Raw genomic sequence first — 18,382 nt, forward strand, 5'->3', positions numbered from 1 at the left:
CATCCTTTTTAGGTATTTATCTGGAAAAGACACTTGCCTCAGCAATAGTGCTAATCAGCCATACAGTCCGCGGGAGCCATAACGCACGGTAATCTGCTCCTCTGGAAACTCGTCGAAGTTCAAGTCTAATACTCTGCCGGGCCAACGGAACTGGGTAAGCCTTTCCTTGGTGCGATATACCGCGGTATAGACTGTGCCCAGGCCACGCCGATAGTCATGGCGAAACAAAGGAGGAGCGGAAAAAGCCGAAATTAGTCGCTCTTCAGTGGTGGCGTCATCGTCCACCAGAATCGAGAGCTGGCGCTCGCGAATCAGGGTTTCAGAAGCCAGCGCATGGGCATACCATTCGATTTTCTTTTGATGATTAGTAGCCACCGCCACCCGCCGAATGCTGGCGCGGCGATCTGGTGCAATCATCGCCGTGACATAACGTCCCGAAGCATCTGCCACGGTAATGTTGTAGGCCATATGGGTAGGCACTCTCGCAAGTACCGCAGCAGCTTCGGGCACGGTATCGCAGAATTCGAGAATGTAGCGAAGAATAATCGGAGCACCGAAGCCATCCCCCACCACCTTGCGCCCACCAAAGGCCAGAGAAACAGCAAGCCCTGAATCGTTCATCCCGTCTAGCACGCCCCACAGGCAATCAGACATGGCGATAACACGGCGCTGATTCCAGCGGGTGTAAAGAATGGAGCCCTCGCATAGCTCCGGCGGGTAATCATAGTTGCGTGCCAGCACAGTTGATGTCGGCCTTGCTAGTACCGCCTGTGAGCAGCCGGTAATATACGGCGGCGGACGATACAAACTCAGTAGCCGTGACGAAAGATCTCCTCCACCGGCTACTTCGCACAACGTACGGTAAGTAGCCAGCAATTCGGGCATGTGCTTGCGTAAGGCGTTATGACACTCAAGATAAGAGGGACGCTCACGCTCGCCTTCGGCCAGATACCAGGGTTCATAGGCAGGCCAGTGGTAATGGAACAACGACTGCCATTTTGGCCCCGCCACCTCTTCATGCACGGTGCGAAACGTCAAGGCTTTGTCCAGCTCCACACCAGGTGCTCGGCCTGCAGCAAAGTTGCTGTCCATGATTAAAGAATTTTGAAGTTGCCACCGCCGATAGCATGGCTGACGGCAACTTCCTCCACCACTGGATCTTGCAACGCCTGTCCGGTGTACTGACCACGAATGCCGTCTATCCAAGCCTTGGCACGCTCATTCAGCTGGAAGTCATCATCCATTAACCGCCCCCGGGTGATCAAAATACCCAGGTCGGCCCCCTCATACCGGAAGTCTCCTGCGCCACTAATGCGCAGAAAAAAGGCTTCATGCTCGTTCTCTGCCGCGTGGGGGTGATAGCTATAATGATCATAAGCAATTTCGCCCTGAGCATTCATGCGCCATACGCCGGTAGTAGGCGCCTGCGTTAACAGGTCAACGCTTTCATCGGTATGCTTGATAACCAGCTGGCTCCAGCTGTCGACACTTTCAGGATGCGCCCAACGCTCGTTGATATCATTGATGTCCAGGTCAAAATCGACATCCGAAAATTCAAGCAGGTGAAACAGGAACAGTGGAATATCAGAATGAGCAAAAGCCGCCACATTCGTCAGAGAGCTTGCTCCGGTCACACGGGGGTTAAGTTCACCCAGATACACTTCATGGGTATCCATATCAATCAGGAAATCGAGTTCAAAATATCCTCGATAGCCCTCTTCGCGTAGTGCCTCACCAAACTTAAAGGTGTACTCGCGCGCTAAATCACGCACTTCCTGACTAAAGGCGCCGGCAAACATTTCGTTGCCACACCAACCGCCCTTATAAGGAGTCAAGGATTTGAAGCCTACAAGCTCTGTCATCAGCGGGCCTACGACCGTACCGCAACGCGTGGCACAAGCTTCTATCGCCGAGCCGCGACAGTTGATGCGCTTCATGATCTTGACCTCGGGTTCGGCTTCGATCTCTTCAGCATGCTTATAATAGTCTTCTTCACTGGCAATAAAGAAGGTGGTATGGCCAGAATCGCCAAACGCGGTCTGTACCACTAAATCGTTACCGAGCGACTCGCTGACCTCTAGAAGCTCCTGATAACTGCCTACCCTGGCCAACACGTTGGGCACGCTGGGCACACCCGCTTTATTGCCAATACGCACCGTCTCAATTTTATTATCCATCCGCTTGCGCAGTTCGGCGGGAGGGAAGGCAACCCGCAGGCCCAACTGCTCACAAATTTCTTCGGTGTGCTCATCAAACATTAAAAACGATGCCACCCCTGCGCTTTCGCCATTGGCTCGTGATTGAATGAAATCAATGACTTCTTTGTGCTCAAGCAGATAGTTATTAATGTCTTCAATGCTCTCGAAGTCGCGGGGAAACTTTTGTTTAGGCACGAAGACATTACGCTGCTTGCCTTCAAAGCAGTCAATATAGTTAATATGACGGAAGCTCCCTACCCAATCACCGATACCCAGAAGATTGAAGTTCGTCGCAGAAATAAAGTAAACCGGCTCTTTATTGTTTAAAAAATATCTACGAACATCTGCAATGGACGTTATTTTATTCATTGTTTTCGCTCCTTGTATGACACGTACTGAAGGCCGTGTTGAACTAGTGCTGCCTAGGAGTTTCGCTAAATATCGCGATATTCGCCTAAATTGATCATCCAGCTTGGCGCGAAATCCGTTCTTCTCGTGATGATGGGTCAAGCCAAATAGGCTCCTAAAAAATGTCTTGGTCGATACGTACCGGTTTAGCAAGTGGTCCTAAGGTGTCAAGGAAAGGAGAAGATCCGTTTTCGCTACGGTATAGCGAAAAATCGACTTCACGATCACGGAAACTTTTCAGTGGCTGGCCCAAACCGCGTAACCCTGTTTCGCGCTCGCGGCGGACGCGGTTGAGGTCAATTTCGATGGGTATGACTTCTTCACCAATACCCGCTTGATGGATTACATCGCCAGAGGGACCAACGACGATAGAGCGGCCGTTCCCCAACGCGCCAGCGCCATTGATATCGAAGAAGTAACACTGGTTGATCGCCGCATTGGTGCGGGCAATTGACAGCTCAATATCTCGGTCAATGGTATCCGTCATAGTGGGGTGGAGAATGACTTCGGCCCCCATTGAAGCCAGAGTACGAGTCGTTTCGGGAAACCACATGTCATAACAGATAGAAACGCCAAAGCGGCCTATCGTTGGCACATCGAAGACCACAAATTCACTGCCGCCCTCGACGCCGGCTTCGTAAGGCCGGAACGGGAACATCTTGCGATAACGCGTTACAACTTGGCCCAGTGGGTTAATCACTACCAAGGTATTGTAGGTATGCTCGCCTACTTGCTCGAACATTGAGCCCGGAATTAACCAGATGCGATGTTGCGCAGCCAGTTGGCAAAAAAATGCTTCGGTATCGCTGGGCAACGTTTGAGCGTGGAGCGGTGAAGCTCCCATCGGCATTAATTCGCTGAACAGCACCATTTGAACCTGAGGAAAACGATTCATTAGCGCATCGATCCGATGGCGCATAGCCTCGGTATTGTCGCCATGGTGCAGGGCATGCATTTGAACACCGGCAATGGTGAAATATGACATTAGCTTCTCTCTGCGTCAGGCGGTCTGACTGTTTCCGCTTAGCAAATTAACTTCTATGGATGTCTTTCACTAAGCTAGTGGTGAGTGGCATTAACTTTCATGTTAAGCCAATGAAACGCTGAAATATCGTTGATCAAATACAAAGGGAATTTATTAAATCCAATTTGCACAGACCGACATTACAAAAAGTCGTTCGATCCAATACCTGGCTCAGTCCGTTTGACGGACTTGGTCACGATATAGGTGAAGTAACGCTCTATTCCCACGTCCGAGACCAACCAACTATCGATCAAACGTTGATAACTGTCGATGGAAAACACCTCAAACTTCACTAGATAGTCCACGCCACCGCCTACCGCCACACACTCTGTGACATCGGGCGTTTGCATGACTAATGCTTCAAAGCGGGTAAAGCTTTCAGCATTGTGCTGTTTAAGCTCGATCTGCACCCATACGGAGTTGCGCGGCACTAATACATCAGCATTAATGCGCGCGGTATATCCTTCGATAACGCCCGCCTTTTCCAGGCGTTTAACTCGCTCCCAGCAGGGACTCACCGAGAGGTTGATGGCTTCCGCCAGCTTCGACTTAGTGATTCGTCCATCCCGAGAGAGAATATCGAGAATTTTTAAATCATAACGGTCCAATTTCATCATGCTGGTTGTCACGCCTCCAGGCGTTCAACAACATCGGCAATCACCGCCAGGGTGTCCCCCATATTGATTAACGATGGCGCACGGCGAGCCATTAAGATGCCATCACGTTCCGCTTTGTAAGCCACAGGAGCGGTACCGCTGCGGGTCATATCATAAACATAAGCAATGGTTTGGCCTTTTTTCACGCTATCACCCAACGCCACCAACAGCTCTAACACCCCAGAGTGCTGGCTTTGCACGTAGCAGCTGGCATCTGGCATATCGAGGTACATTTGCCCGCCCTCAGGCATTTCCACTTTGCCTTGCACCAAACCGTAATGGATCAAAAAATTGCGCACACCGCGCTCAGCAATAGCAATGCTTTGCGGCGTGGACGTACCGCCGCCGCCAAGTTCAGTGGCCACAAATACTTTACCTTGGCGCTCACAGGCAGTATCGAACAGCTTTTCTGCATCTAGCTCAAACATCACCATCGCGTAGGGAGCGCCGAACGCTTTAGCGCCTTCCAACGCAGCCTGCTGTTGAGACTTATCGTCTAAAACGTGAGAAGCGCCGAACGGCAAAATATCCAGCGTGCGGCCACCAGAGTGCAAATCGAGTACTACATCGCTAATAGGAACCAATACACGGGTAAAATAATCAGCGATTTGCGACGTTACGGTGCCGTTTGGGTCCCCTGGAAAACTACGATTCAAGTTGCCTTTATCCATCGGCGACGTGCGTTTCCCGGCCATGACTGCTGGCGTGTTCATACACGGTACGATAATTACTCGCCCACTCACCTCTTCCGCTTTCAACGTGGAAGAAAGCTTCAACAACGACGTTATGCCTTCGTATTCATCGCCATGATTCCCGCCCGTTAATAACGCTGTGGGGCCTTCGCCATTTTTAACCACGGTAATAGGTATCATCACCGCGCCCCAGGCAGACTCATCGGTGGAAATCGGCAGTTTTAAAAAACCGTGCTGTACGCCATCGGCGTCGAAATCAACGGTGGCGGAAATAGGGCTAGGCCGCAGTTGGTTCGGTTGAAGCGTCATTGTATGTCCCTTGTATTGTATAGACAGCTACTTAACAAACAGCTGGCGCGGAAAATTGGCCAGGGTTTCACAGCCATTTTCAGTAATCAGAATGCTTTCGGTAATTTCCAGCCCCCAGTCTTCTACCCAGAGGCCAGGCATGAAGTGAAATGTCATTCCGGGCTGAAGAATAGTTTCGTCTGAGGGGCGTAAGCTCATCGTGCGCTCGCCCCAATCCGGCGGGTACGAGATACCAATCGGGTAACCACAGCGTGCGCCACCACGGTCAAAACCGTACTTATCCATCGCCGCACCCAGTGCCATGGCAATATCCGCCGTACGATTGCCCGGCTTAGCCACGGCCAACCCACTCTCAATGCCTTCCAACAAGGCAGATTCAGCACGAATAAAGTCTGTTGGCGGCGTACCTAAAAATACGGTGCGCGACATCGGCGCGTGGTAGCGCTTGAATACACCAGCAATTTCGAAGAACGTGCCTTCGCCTTTGCGAAATGGCGTGTCGTCCCAGGTAAGGTGCGGCGCAGCAGCGTCTTTACCGGTTGGCAACATCGGTACAATGGCAGGATAATCGCCGCCAAACACCTTGCCATTCTCGTCGACAAATCCCTCGATGCCGACGCGGTAAATTTCCGACACCAGCTTACTTTTTGGCAGCCCGGGTTCAATAACTTCCAAAATACGCGTGTGCATACCTTCAACAATTTTTGCTGCCACACGCATATAAGCTATTTCTTGCGGCGACTTAATCGCCCGGCACCAATTCACGAGTGCGTTGGCATCCATGAAACGCGCATGGGGAAGCTCACGTAAAAGGCTTTGATAGGCTTTAGCAGAGAAGTAGTAGTTATCCATCTCCATACCCACCACACCGGTATGCCAACCGCGGTCGGGCATGATCGATTGGGCAAGATACTCCATTGGATGCATATCCGGATTTTGAACATAGTAATCCGGATAGTAGGTAATATTATCGGGGTCTATCCAGCAGGTGCGCAGCGCGCCGTTGGCATCCATACGGCGGCCAAACCATACAGGTTCGCCTTCAAGGCCCACCAATACACATTGATGAACATAAAATGACCAACCGTCGTAGCCGGTCAACCACGCCATGTTGGAGGGGTCACTGACAATCAGCACGTCAATGCCACGGCCAGCCATTTCTGCACGCACCTTCCACAAGCGATTAGCATACTCTTCACGCGTGAAAGGCAGGGAAACCTCAGTCATCGGGCAACTCGCCATCAAAGATCACTAAGAACCAGCGCCATCTATTGTAAGTTAGGTACGCTGGGCCACAGGATCGACCTGGCCACCCCCGCAGTAGGCCTGCCAATGTCGTCTTAGGGCGATACTAGCACCGACCCTTGGTTGCCGGTCAAAGCCTTTATGACAAAAATTGTGGCAAGCCGTGATAGCGTAACCATAGTTAACATGTAGTCAGGAGGAAAAATGAAAGTAGTCATCCATATTGATGATTCAGCCCAATGGCAAGCCGCACTTGAAAAAGCGTTACCCCAGGCCACTGTATTGACAAGTGACGCACCTGAAGATGAACGAAAAAACGCCGACTACCTTGCCGTTTGGAAAGCCCCAGAGCATTTACTGCAGGAGCAAAGCCAGCTCAAAGGCATTATTAATCTGGGTGCGGGTGTTGATTACTTACTGAAAACACCCGGCCTTCCAAGCGATGTTCCTATCGTGAAATTACGTGATGCTGGCATGGGCGAACTCATGGCAGATTACGTGCTATATGGCGTACTGCACTTCTACCGCAGCATGGATCGCTACGCCACTCAACAGCAGAGCGCTACTTGGAAACCCCAAGCCGTGCCTGAAAAAACACAGTGGCCAGTTGGCGTATTAGGCCTTGGCGCAATCGGCAGTTATGTAGCCACTCACTTGTCGCAAGCAGGATTCCCCGTACTTGGCTGGAGCCGCTCACCTAAAGAAATTAGCGGCGTACGCTGCCTGCATGGCGATAAAGGGCTTGATGAACTGCTTGGCCAAGTGCAGAGCTTAGTCACTATTTTGCCAGACACCGCCGCCACTGAAGGCATTCTTAACGCCGAACGGCTAGCGAAATTACCCGAAGGTGCCAGTGTTATTAACCCCGGTCGCGGCAGCCTAATCGATGAACAGGCGTTGCTAGATGCGCTCGGTGAAACGAATAAGCCAGGACATCTGCGTGGTGCCCTGCTAGACGTTTTCTGTGAAGAGCCTCTTCCAACCAACCACCCCCTTTGGCAGCACCCAAGCGTGTTAGTAACGCCTCACATGGCAGCGCCTACACCACTTAATGACGCCATTGATCAAGTCATTGCGTATATTGAGGCATTTGAAGCGGGTGAATCGTTAGCAACGATTAGCCCAGAAGCAGGCTACTGACGCTTAGCCATACGCACGCTATACTGCACGGGGAACCAAGCGCTAGCTAAAGGCTCTTAGGAAAACACTCGAGAAGGAGGAAGGGCCTTTGCGTTATGTTACAAGAGGCATCAGACACCCTAAGTCTGCGAGCGCAATATTGGGCGCTTGCCTGTTTTCCCTGTGCGGCTTAGCAACAGCAGATACTCCACAAGATGAGCAAACTCTGCAGGCCCCACACCCCTTCCAGGCTCAATATCGTTTAGAAATACGCGGCTGGCCCGGCGCAACTATTACCCATACGCTCAGTAATGAAGGGCTTCACTGGTTAAGTGATATGAATTTTGCAGTCGCGATTGCCCGAGGTGAGGAGCGTAGTCGCTTTTCGATAGACGATACCTCGACTCGCTCTTTGCTCTATAACAGCAGTTATTCACTACTGGGTATAGGCGACAGTTACCAACTCAACGAAAGTGATATTAGCTCGCTTGATCGCCAGGCCGCTCTATTTGACCTTTCCCGACGAGCGGGTCATGAAGACTGCATGGTAAGCACCCCCTGTGATATCGAGTTTGTTGATCACCGCGGACGCGACGAACACTTTCAGTACTATGTCGATCAACAGAATATCAACGAGCCCAACACCATTACCATTCCCGCCGGTGAGTTCGAAGCCACGCGCGTCACGCTGATTGATAAAGAAAAGCCCGACCGATATCTACACATTAATTTTCACCCAGATTGGCCAGGACTGATCCTCTCGGCAGAATATCGAAAAGAGGGGCGTCGTCAGACGTATCTCACCATGACTCAATTCAACCCCGCTGGGGGTAACGCACCTTAAATGCTTTCTGGATTACTGATTGTCTTATTGCCTCTCTTGTTAGGCTACTTAGTGCGCGTTCGTTCTACCCGCTTACTGAATCTCATCAATCGAGCCGTTAATGGCTCGGTTTATTTGATTCTATTATTTATGGGGGTCAGCCTTGCGGGTCTTGAAAACCTGGGCAGCCAACTTTCAAGATTAGGCGGTAACGCGCTACTGCTGTTTAGCATTACCACGGTGCTCAACTTAGGCGCCCTATGGTGGCTATCACGTCGAGTGGCTTTGAAGGCCGGTGGTTCACCGGTGGTGGAAAATGCCCCTACCAGCAAACTCGCCGCCATGCAGGGCTCGCTAATGTTGGTAGGCGTGGTGGCAGGTGGTGTAGCGGTTGGGCTACTGCTCGGCCCGCTTATTGGGGAAGTGCTGTTTACCACCGCCGACTGGCTGGCGGAATGGGTGCTATACGCACTATTGATGCTAATTGGCTGCCAGCTACGCAATTCTGGCATGCCACTTAAACAAATTTTGCTCAATCGCCTAGGGCTTGCCATCGCGGTCACCCTTGCGCTGAGCTCACTGTTGGCTGGTTTGTTAGCCGCCCCGCTTCTCTCACTTAGTTGGAATGAAGGCTTAGCCATGGCATCTGGCTTTGGCTGGTATTCGCTTTCGGCTATTTTGATTGGCGACCAACTTGGTCCGTTAATGGGTGGCGTGGCGTTTTTCAACGACCTAACGCGCGAACTGCTGGCATTTATTCTGATTCCGCTCGTTATCCACCGCCACACCGCGCTAGCCATTGGTTATGGTGGCGCTACCTCCATGGACTTCACCCTGCCGGTAATCCAGCAGCACGGCGGTGTGGCCTGTGTCCCTATTGCAGTGGTCAGCGGATTTATCCTGTCACTACTCTCTCCACCACTGATTCTGTTTTTTCTTTCGCTGTCGGGTTAGCGATTGCAGGCAATCATTGGGTAGGATAAGCAGCGTTATTTGTAACTACGCACCCTTTTGCGCACGCTTAGTTAGGAGTGTACGCGCAGTTAAAACACAACTGCTTCACTGCCCAGGATGACTGCCCACCATGCTAAACGGAATTTGGTTAAGCTTTTTCATTGCTGCGTTTGCAGCGTCTTTATGGCAGTGGTTAGTCGGTGGTGATAGCGAGGTTTTTGCTCGCTTAGTGCAATCGCTGTTCGATATGGCAAGCGTCAGCGTGGATATTATTTTAGTGCTGCTAGGCACAATGACGCTTTGGTTGGGCTTTCTTTCGATTGCCGAAAAGGCAGGCATGATTCGCTTACTAGGCCGCGTGCTTGACCCACTGTTTTCCCGCCTAATGCCAGAAGTGCCCCGTAATCACCCTGCCATGGGGCTAATTAGCATGAACTTTGCGGCTAACATCTTAGGCTTAGATAACGCTGCCACACCGATTGGCATTAAAGCCATGCAATCGCTGCAAAGTCTCAACCCGAGCCGCGATACCGCCAGCAACGCACAAATTCTGTTTTTAGTGCTCAACACATCATCACTGACGCTGCTACCTGTCACGATCTTCATTTATCGTGCTCAGCAAGGCGCGGCAGAGCCCACCCTGGTCTTTCTGCCGATTCTGCTGGCTACCAGCGCCTCTAGCCTGGCAGGGCTACTCGCGGTTGCACTCGTACAGCGCTTAAAGCTCTGGCAACCCGTGGTGCTGGCTTATTTGGTCGCTGCAGCGCTTGCTTTGGGGTTATTAATTACCACGCTGGCGGGCATGTCGGCCCAAGCATTGGCGGCTGCTTCAACACTGGTGGGTAACCTAACGTTATTCACTATTGTCATGATGTTTTTAGTGGTTGGCGCACTGCGTGGTGTCAGGGTGTATGACGCCTTTATTGAAGGGGCAAAAGAAGGTGTCAGTTTTACCGTCACCCTGCTGCCGTATCTTATTGCCATGCTGGTGGCGGTTGGCGTACTGCGTGCCAGCGGCGTTCTGGACGCAGGGCTCAGTGGCATTCGCTGGTTAGTGGAAGGGATTGGCTGGGACACTCGCTTTGTAGATGCGCTGCCTACCGCCTTTGTAAAACCGCTTTCTGGTAGCGGCTCGCGAGCCATGATGATTGAGACAATGAACAACTTTGGCGTCGATAGCTTTCCTGGCCTGCTGGCCGCCACCCTGCAAGGCAGCACCGAGACGACCTTCTACGTGCTAGCGGTCTATTTTGGCGCGGTCGGCGTTACCCGTATTCGCCATGGCCTGGGCTGCGCGCTCATCGCTGACGCTGCGGGCATTATTACTGCCATCACTGTCTGCTATTGGTTCTTTGGCTAACGCCGCTTGGCAACTAGGTTAGCCAACAAACTGGTTATTCATAACAACATTCGTCACAACGCTCTTAACGACACTCTTAACGACACTCTTTACAACACTTGTAACAACAATAGATCAGGTAATTTGTTTCATGCATGCTCAACACACGGCATTACATAACGAGCTTCACGCGCGGCCTCCCATCTATTTTGAGGGGCCTGCTTGTCTTCATCACTACGCTTTTACGCTTGAAGGCGATGACGTTACTAGGTTGCTTAATCGCCTAGCAGAGCTGACAGAGGTCGCTGTCACGCCCGATCAGGTTCAGCAAATAGTCAGTTGCCAGGGTTGCTTAGTAAAGTGGGAGCGGCACACCGAGTTTTTTACGCTGACCATTAAGCACGACAACAACAGCAACCCTCGCATATGGCCAACACCACCTACGTTTTTAGCCCGTTTACTCGCGGATGTTGCCGATAAAATAATCAGTGCCAGCGTATTGCGCGTGGAAACGGCTAATCGATGGGCAGGTAGCGTGGAGGCCTATGGATTAGATCAGCCAGCGGGCTCAAAGGTAGGCGGCGGAGATGCCACGGTTTGGAGCGACTTCAACCTGGATGATCAGCAAAGAAACCGATTGCTAATGGTTAACGATAATCTGGATAGCTATCGATTGGGCAGGATGGCAAGACGCTTATTTGATATTGAGACTTACCGCATAATGGCGATGCTGGCACTACCGGAAGCCAAAGCACTCAGCCGTGAGCTACAACACTATGAAACGGAGCTGTCTGCGCTCTCTCATCAACACGCCGAACAGCACACCTCGCCTGCCGAACCGTTGCTCAACGCCTTAACACTGCTCTCGGCAAAACTCGAACGCTGCGGCGTACAAACACGCCAACGTTTTAGCGCGACCGATGCCTATGCCAACATCGTGTTGGCACGCATCAATGAGCTGCGCGAGGAGCGTATCGGTAATTATCCTCGGCTGGGCATGTTTATTTTGCGGCGTTTTGAGCCTGCCGTGCGCTACTGCGATGCCATGAACCGTCGCGTTGAGACGCTGGCCACCAGCGCCACACGCTTAAACGACTTGTTGCGTACCCGCACCCAGGTCGAAATCGAGAGGCAAAACTACAAAATTTTGCAGAGCTTAGATGCCCGCGCGAGCAGCCAGCTAAAAATCCAAAAGGCCGTTGAAGGTCTCTCGATCATCGTCATCAGCTACTACATTTTCAGCTTAATGAAACTGGGGCTGGAAAGCTTAAGAGCGCTAGGTGTCGATATCGAACCCAACCTTGCCGCCTCTGTCATAGCGCCACTGAGTGCGCTTATTATAGCCATCTTAACGTGGCGAATTTGGAAGGTTAAAAAGCACTAGAGGGTAAGATGTTAGCTACACTCGCCTCGTAGTGAGCCGCTAAGTGCCCTGCGCAGTGCAGGGCCGCTCATCCCACGACCTAGCAGCACCGTAAGCTTTGCAACGGCGGCTTCTAACGTGATGTCGCCTCCCGCAATCACACCGGCTTGGTTCAGCGCCGCGCCGGTGGCGTAGGCACCCTGTACGACTTCCCCTTGGGCGCACTGAGTCACGTTAAGCAGTGCGACCCCTCGTTCATTTGCAGCCGTTAACGCCGTTAACAGCTCGCCTTCAAAACTAGGCGGGTTACCGACGCCGTAGCTATGCAGAATCAAGCCTTTTAAGCGTTCATCGGCCAGCAGCGCCTTAGCGCGACGCAGCGACATACCAGGATAGAGTGGCAATATCGCGACCGCCTCATCATCTACCTCAATGGGGGCAAAGTCAGGCCGTCCACTCAGCAACGCAGAGGGCTGCGGGTAAGATATGGCAATGCCAAGCTCGGCAAGCCAAGGGAAATTGGGAGAGTCAAAGGCATCTAAGCCCTGAGTGCGTACCTTACGCGCGCGATTACCGCGCAGAAGTCGATCGTGAAAGACCAGACTCACTTCACAAGGTGTCGCGGAGTGAGCCACCAGTTGCAGTGCACTGACGAGATTATTCAGTGCATCGCTACGGGGCTCCCCCAAAGGAATTTGAGCGCCGGTGAAGATCACCGGCTTGTTGAGCGCGCCGAGCATAAACGACAACGCAGCGGCGCTATACGCCATGGTGTCGGTACCGTGTAGCACCACAAACCCATCGTATGCTTGCCAGTGGCTTTCTAACTGTGCCACTAAACGGTTCCAGGCGTCGGGCATTAGCTCAGCGCTATCAATCAGCGGCTGCATTTCTAGCACATCAAACGACGGCAACCTGTCGGCGGCCAGCGCCAAGTGTGCGGCTAAACGATCGGCCAGCCCCGCGCAAGGCACATACCCGTGTGGCGATGGCTGCATACCAATGGTACCGCCGGTGTAGAGCATGAGTACGCGGGGCATAGTCTCTCCTTATCTAATAGCGTTAGTGCATACGGGGGCTTACTTAGCAGGCGCGCTTTCTAGACGCTGCTTTAACGCTTCGGCCTCTTCAGGCTCTAGCTCCCAGGCTTTCGGATCTAGCTCAAGATCTGGGTGTTGATTGGCATCGAAAATTGGCTGCTTGATGCCCTGGCGACGCTGGCTATCGTAATCGTTAAGGATGCGAAGGCCGCACTTGAACAACAGAATCAGTGCCACGAGGTTAACCACCGCCAGAAGGCCCATGGTGACATCGGCAAATCCGAACACAGTGCCAAGATCTGTGGTCGCGCCCCAGCACACCAGCAACACAATGGCGACCCGGAAAGCGTTAAACAGATTCTGGTTATCGCGGCTAAAGAAGTTGAGGCTGTTCTCGCCTAGGTAGTAGTTGTACAAAATAGTACTGAACGCAAACAACAGCAGCGCGAGGCTAACAAAGGTGCGACCCCATTCGCCTACATGGTCGGCAAGCGCCGCTTGGGTGAGGGCGATACCTTCAACGCCAGCACCTGCGGCCGGGTCGTACACACCGCTGAGCAGAATCAAAAACGCCGTGGCCGAGCAGATAATCACGGTATCGATAAACACCGAAAACGCCTGCACAATGCCTTGGTTGGCCGGGTGCGGTACGTAAGCAACCGCCGCCACATTAGGCGCACTGCCCAGACCCGCTTCGTTAGAAAACAGACCACGCTTCAAACCCATCATAATGGCCGCACCAATACCGCCACCAATCAGCGGTTCAAGGCCGAAAGCACTTTTTACGATTAGCGTGATAACGCCGGGAATTTCACCAATGTTCATGGCGATGACCAGCAGCGCAATGGCGATATAGCTGACCGCCATAAAAGGCACCAGAAACTCTGAGATGCGCGCAATACGTTTGATGCCACCAAAAATAATCAGCCCTACCAGCATGGCCAGGGCAATGCCACTGTAAAGCACCGGCACACCGAAGGCGTCGCCAAACGAGGTCGCTACCGCATAAGATTGCAGTGCGGTAAAGGCAAAACCAAAGGTTAACAGCAATAGCACCGAGTAAAACGCTGCCAGCCAACGCCACTGTTTACCTAACCCTTTAACAATGTAGTACGCCGGGCCACCGCGATAAGTGCCGTCGCCTTCCGCTTCTTTGTAGGTCTGCGCGAGGGTACATTCTAAAAAGCTAGTCGCCATCCCCATCAGCCCCACCAGCCACATCCAGAAAATAGCCCCTGGGCCACCTAGCGTAATCGCGACCGCTACGCCGGCAATATTACCGCCACCCACGCGCCCTGCCACTGACAGGACAAGTGCCTGAAACGAACTTAAGTGACCATGTTTATTACGCTTAAAGGCTTGACCCGACCCCAAAATACGAAACATTTGGCCGAAATAACGAAACTGCACAAAGCGGGAAGCAACGGTAAAACCGATGCCAACGCCTACTAGCAGCACTAGCAGTACCTTTCCCCAGAGGAGCTCATTGAGCATATCAAGCATGTGATTTTCTCCGCGTTCTTGTATTAGCGTTATGTTGGAATTCGCGTCGTTTTATTTCGCGCTTCTTAAAACCGCGCCGCGGAGAACGTTTTACCAAGCATGGGGAAGAATTAAATTTGGCGCAGCGATGCAGTTGTGTGCACTGACTGCATCAGCGGGTGCACCAGAGTGCATCAGGCAAGCCGTCAGACTTTCTCGGCAATGCGGTGGGCTAATTTATGAATAAAGGGGCCGCAGATAAACGCAATGATCCCAGCAGCTGGCCAAGCAAGCAGCCAAGCGTGCATCCAGATGCCAACAAAATCAGCATGAGTTCCGATATTCACGTACGTCACCCAGGCAGACATAATCAGCGATAGCGTAAACGACATGAGAATAGCGAAGATAATTCTGTGTTTCATGGCAGTACCTGAGAGTGATGTTTGAGTGCGGACAGATTAACAAACACCTATAACGGTAATATATGCCAATATATGAGAATCAATTTTACAGAATTGCAAAATGCGAAAACCCTCTCTTGATGACCTAAACATCTTTATCGTGGCCGCCAACCAACGCAGCCTCACGGCTACGGCGGCAACGCTGAAGATGACCATTGCCACCGTGTCGCGGCGCATAAGCGCACTGGAAGCCACACTAGGCGTAGAGTTGCTCCATCGCTCAACCAAGGGGTTAACGTTGACGCCTCAGGGTGAGTCCTACTTCCGCGAGTGTGAGGAGTTAGTACTCGCACTGGATCAGCGTATTTCAGACCTGGATCAAACACTGCATAGCCTAAGCGGACCATTGAAGATTATGGCGCCCGTCAATTTGGGCAGCGGACCACTGGATGCATTTTGGCGCCACTTTATTCATCGTTATCCTGAGATCGCATTAACTATCGAGCTAGATAACAACGTGGCCGATATTCGCGATCACCAAGCGGATATTGCGCTTCGCTCGGGGCCACAAAAAGACTCGACGCTGATCCAAAAACACCTGGGCTATATAGAGCCGATTTTGGTGGCATCACCGACGATGAAACACCCTATTCCCAGCACGATAGAAGAGCTACAAGCATGCCCCAGCGTGGCAGCAAAAATGTTTAGCGATTGGCTGCTGTTCCATCAAGACGGTAATCAACACGCTTGTCACAAGAGCCATTTCCATATCAGTAACGATATGAATATTGTGCTGAACCTCACAACGTCGGGAGCAGGCGTCTCGTTGATGCCCGCCAGTATGGTGGCGAACAGCTTACAAGCGGGAGAGTTAATACAAGTGCTCCCTGAGTGGCAGGGACGCCACCGAGAGATCTTCTTGGTGTGGCCCTATCGGCGTAGCCTTTCAGCAAGGGCCAAGCTGTTTCGCCACGAATTAATCGAATTCCTCAGCCGCCAATCTTGGTTCCACTCTGCTGATTAGACCGTCTGTTCGGGCAAAATGGTGACCTGCTCTGCTGGCGCCGTAACACCAGCAAAACAGTTAACTAGCAGCGCGTTTGGAGGATGCTTAAATGCCCGCTTTCGCCGCTCGCGCCGCATGGAGCTTCTTATAGCTTTCGATCAAGCGCTGGTGGCGCTCCAGACCTTCTAACTGCATGTTAGTCGGCGTTAGGCCGTGGAAGCGTACTTCGCCACTTACCGACCCTACGACAGCCGCCATGGTCGCTTCGCCGAACATGCGCTGGAAGTTATGCAGATAATTTTCAAGCTCCAGTTCATCATCCAACACAATTTCCAGCACCGCGTTTACCGCCTGGTAGAACAGGCCGCGCTCGACGGTGTTGTCGTTGTACTGCAGGAACATCTGCACGCAGTCCAGCGCCTCTTCATGGCGTTGCAGCGCGAGGTAAACCAGCAGCTTGAGCTCTAGAATCGTTAGCTGCCCCCACACAGTGTTCTCATCAAACTCGATACCGATCAGCGTGATGATATCGGCGTGGTCATCCATCTGGCTCTCTTCCAGCCGCTCGACTAGGTCGGTGAGCTGGTCGTCATCCAAGCGGTGTAAATTGAGAATATCTTCCCGGTAGTCCAACGCTTTATTGGTGTTATCCCAGATTAAATCTTCAATGGGGTACACCTCTGAGTAACCCGGTACCAGAATGCGACAGACTGGTGCGCCCAGGTCTTCGTGGACCGCCATGTACACTTCAGCGCCCAGCTCCTCAAAAATGCCAAACAGCGTCTCGGCCTCTTCCTCATTGCTGCCAGAGAAATCCCATTCACTGAATTCAAAATCGGGCTTGGCACTAAAGAAGCGCCAGGAAACGACGCCCACCGAGTCGATAAAGTGCTCAACAAAATTGTTGGGTTCAGAAACGGTTTGCGAGTTAAACGTCGGCAGTGGCAGATCGTTTAATCCTTCGAAACTGCGCCCCTGCAGAAGCTCAGTTAGGCTGCGCTCCAGCGCCACTTCAAAGCTCGGGTGCGCGCCAAATGAAGCAAATACGCCGCCGGTACGCGGGTTCATTAAGGTGACGCACATCACCGGGAACTGCCCGCCCATAGAGGCATCTTTGACCAACACCGGGAACCCTTGGGCTTCCAGGGCGTTAATGCCTTCTACGATACTTGGATACTTGGCTAGCACGTCCTGCGGTACATCCGGCAGAGCTAACTCCTGTTCGAGGATTTCGCGCTTCACCGCCCGCTCGAAAATTTCCGACAGGCACTGCACCTGGGCTTCTACCAGGGTATTGCCCGCGCTCATACCGTTACTGAGGAACAGGTTTTCGATCAGATTGGAGGGGAAGTAGACCGTTTCGCCGTCGGACTGGCGCACAAAGGGCAGTGAGACAATGCCGCGGTCTTCACGCCCCGAGTTGGTATCGATCAGATGCGAGCCACACAGCTCGCCTTCAGGGTTATAAATATCGCGACAATGGTCGTCGAGAATTTCTGCGGGAAGTTCATCATTAGGCCCCGGCTTGAACCACTTTTCATTGGGGTAGTGAACAAAATCGCTGTTGGCAATCTCTTCACCAAAGTACTGATCGTTATAGAAGAAGTTACAGCTTAAGCGCTCAATAAATTCGCCCAGCGCCGAACACAGGGCGCTCTCTTTGGTAGCCCCTTTGCCATTGGTGAAACACATCGGTGAAGCCGCATCGCGAATATGCAGTGACCAGACGTGGGGCACGATATTGCGCCAGGAGGCGATCTCGATCTTCATGCCCAGGTCAGCCAGCATCGCGCTCATATTGGCGATGGTTTGTTCTAATGGCAGGTCTTTGCCTGGAATATAAGTAGCACTGCCCTCCGGCGCTCCCATCAGCAGTGCCTGGGCGTCCTCGTCGATGTTTTCTACCGTCTCGATCTGGAAATCAGGGCCGGTTTGAACCACCTTCTTAACCGTGCAGCGATCGATGGAGCGCAGAATGCCCTGGCGATCTTTTTCAGAAATATCTTCCGGCAACTCGACCTGGATTTTGAAGATCTGCTTATAGCGGTCTTCCGGATCGACAATGTTGTTCTGTGACAGGCGAATATTTTCGGTAGGAATATCGCGGGCGTTGCAGTAAACCTTTACAAAGTAGGCCGCACACATGGCAGACGACGCCAGGAAGTAGTCAAACGGCCCAGGTGCCGAGCCATCGCCCTTGTAGCGAATCGGCTGGTCGGAGATAACCGTAAAATCGTCGAACTTGGCCTCTAAGCGGAGGTTGTCGAGATAGTTAACTTTGATTTCCATGAGCGGGCATCCGGATAGATAAATGTGCTGAAGG

General features: G+C 52.2%; 16 protein-coding genes. 6 read left to right on the top strand and 10 right to left on the bottom strand.

Annotated features, from left to right (window positions below):
• Positions 1-54 precede the first annotated feature (54 nt).
• The 6 genes from K7H08_RS07885 to doeA all read right to left on the bottom strand — a co-directional run bounded on the left by K7H08_RS07885 (position 55) and on the right by doeA (position 6,514).
• A complete protein-coding gene (locus K7H08_RS07885) occupies positions 55-1,038 on the bottom strand; it encodes a C45 family autoproteolytic acyltransferase/hydolase (protein ID WP_038486210.1) in 984 nt (327 codons plus the stop codon).
• A gap of 56 nt (positions 1,039-1,094) precedes the next feature.
• Positions 1,095-2,567: a biotin carboxylase gene (locus K7H08_RS07890; RefSeq protein ID WP_231657636.1), complete on the bottom strand. Its 1,473-nt coding sequence runs from the start codon at positions 2,565-2,567 to the stop codon at positions 1,095-1,097.
• Between the two features lie 154 nt (positions 2,568-2,721).
• Positions 2,722-3,591, bottom strand: coding sequence for a carbon-nitrogen hydrolase family protein (locus K7H08_RS07895; RefSeq protein ID WP_231657637.1), 870 nt, complete (start codon positions 3,589-3,591; stop codon positions 2,722-2,724).
• A gap of 179 nt (positions 3,592-3,770) precedes the next feature.
• Positions 3,771-4,247 (bottom strand): Lrp/AsnC family transcriptional regulator, encoded by a 477-nt coding sequence (locus K7H08_RS07900; protein ID WP_038477764.1) that lies wholly within the window; start codon positions 4,245-4,247, stop codon positions 3,771-3,773.
• Between the two features lie 8 nt (positions 4,248-4,255).
• The gene (doeB, locus tag K7H08_RS07905; protein ID WP_038477767.1) at positions 4,256-5,287 is read right to left on the bottom strand and encodes a N(2)-acetyl-L-2,4-diaminobutanoate deacetylase DoeB; all 1,032 of its coding nucleotides are present in this window, start codon (positions 5,285-5,287) and stop codon (positions 4,256-4,258) included.
• A gap of 27 nt (positions 5,288-5,314) precedes the next feature.
• Positions 5,315-6,514, bottom strand: coding sequence for an ectoine hydrolase DoeA (gene doeA / locus K7H08_RS07910; RefSeq protein WP_038477771.1), 1,200 nt, complete (start codon positions 6,512-6,514; stop codon positions 5,315-5,317).
• A gap of 222 nt (positions 6,515-6,736) precedes the next feature.
• On the opposite strand from doeA, the gene K7H08_RS07915 reads away from it, so the two are divergent.
• From K7H08_RS07915 to K7H08_RS07935, 5 genes are all read left to right on the top strand, one after another.
• Positions 6,737-7,672, top strand: coding sequence for a 2-hydroxyacid dehydrogenase (locus tag K7H08_RS07915; RefSeq protein ID WP_095604021.1), 936 nt, complete (start codon positions 6,737-6,739; stop codon positions 7,670-7,672).
• 88 nt (positions 7,673-7,760) lie between these two features.
• On the top strand, positions 7,761-8,495 hold the full coding sequence (locus K7H08_RS07920) for a hypothetical protein (RefSeq protein ID WP_095604022.1): 735 nt from the start codon (positions 7,761-7,763) through the stop codon (positions 8,493-8,495).
• Positions 8,496-9,428 carry a lysine exporter LysO family protein gene (locus tag K7H08_RS07925; RefSeq protein ID WP_231657638.1) on the top strand — a complete coding sequence of 311 codons (933 nt, stop codon included), beginning with the start codon at positions 8,496-8,498 and terminating at the stop codon, positions 9,426-9,428.
• A 130-nt stretch (positions 9,429-9,558) separates the two neighbouring features.
• Positions 9,559-10,788, top strand: coding sequence for a nucleoside recognition domain-containing protein (locus K7H08_RS07930; protein WP_231657639.1), 1,230 nt, complete (start codon positions 9,559-9,561; stop codon positions 10,786-10,788).
• A gap of 130 nt (positions 10,789-10,918) precedes the next feature.
• Complete coding sequence (locus tag K7H08_RS07935; protein ID WP_231657640.1) at positions 10,919-12,151, top strand: DUF3422 domain-containing protein; 1,233 nt, start codon at positions 10,919-10,921, stop codon at positions 12,149-12,151.
• Positions 12,152-12,162: 11 nt separating this feature from the next.
• On the opposite strand, the gene K7H08_RS07940 is transcribed toward K7H08_RS07935, so the two are convergent.
• The 3 genes from K7H08_RS07940 to K7H08_RS07950 all read right to left on the bottom strand — a co-directional run bounded on the left by K7H08_RS07940 (position 12,163) and on the right by K7H08_RS07950 (position 15,074).
• Positions 12,163-13,170 (bottom strand): type I asparaginase, encoded by a 1,008-nt coding sequence (locus tag K7H08_RS07940; protein WP_231657641.1) that lies wholly within the window; start codon positions 13,168-13,170, stop codon positions 12,163-12,165.
• Positions 13,171-13,209: 39 nt separating this feature from the next.
• On the bottom strand, positions 13,210-14,673 hold the full coding sequence (locus K7H08_RS07945) for an alanine/glycine:cation symporter family protein (RefSeq protein WP_231657642.1): 1,464 nt from the start codon (positions 14,671-14,673) through the stop codon (positions 13,210-13,212).
• Positions 14,674-14,858: 185 nt separating this feature from the next.
• Complete coding sequence (locus tag K7H08_RS07950) at positions 14,859-15,074, bottom strand: DUF2798 domain-containing protein (protein ID WP_198348928.1); 216 nt, start codon at positions 15,072-15,074, stop codon at positions 14,859-14,861.
• A 100-nt stretch (positions 15,075-15,174) separates the two neighbouring features.
• Here K7H08_RS07950 and K7H08_RS07955 point away from each other — a divergent pair, with 100 nt between their 5' ends.
• The gene (locus K7H08_RS07955; protein ID WP_231657643.1) at positions 15,175-16,077 is read left to right on the top strand and encodes a LysR family transcriptional regulator; all 903 of its coding nucleotides are present in this window, start codon (positions 15,175-15,177) and stop codon (positions 16,075-16,077) included.
• Between the two features lie 87 nt (positions 16,078-16,164).
• Here K7H08_RS07955 and K7H08_RS07960 read toward each other — a convergent pair whose 3' ends face one another.
• The gene (locus tag K7H08_RS07960) at positions 16,165-18,348 is read right to left on the bottom strand and encodes an OsmC domain/YcaO domain-containing protein (protein ID WP_231657644.1); all 2,184 of its coding nucleotides are present in this window, start codon (positions 18,346-18,348) and stop codon (positions 16,165-16,167) included.
• Positions 18,349-18,382: the final 34 nt, after the last annotated feature.

It is taken from the genome of Halomonas sp. IOP_6, assembly GCF_021151565.1.
Classification (GTDB): Bacteria; Pseudomonadota; Gammaproteobacteria; order Pseudomonadales; family Halomonadaceae; genus Vreelandella; species Vreelandella alkaliphila.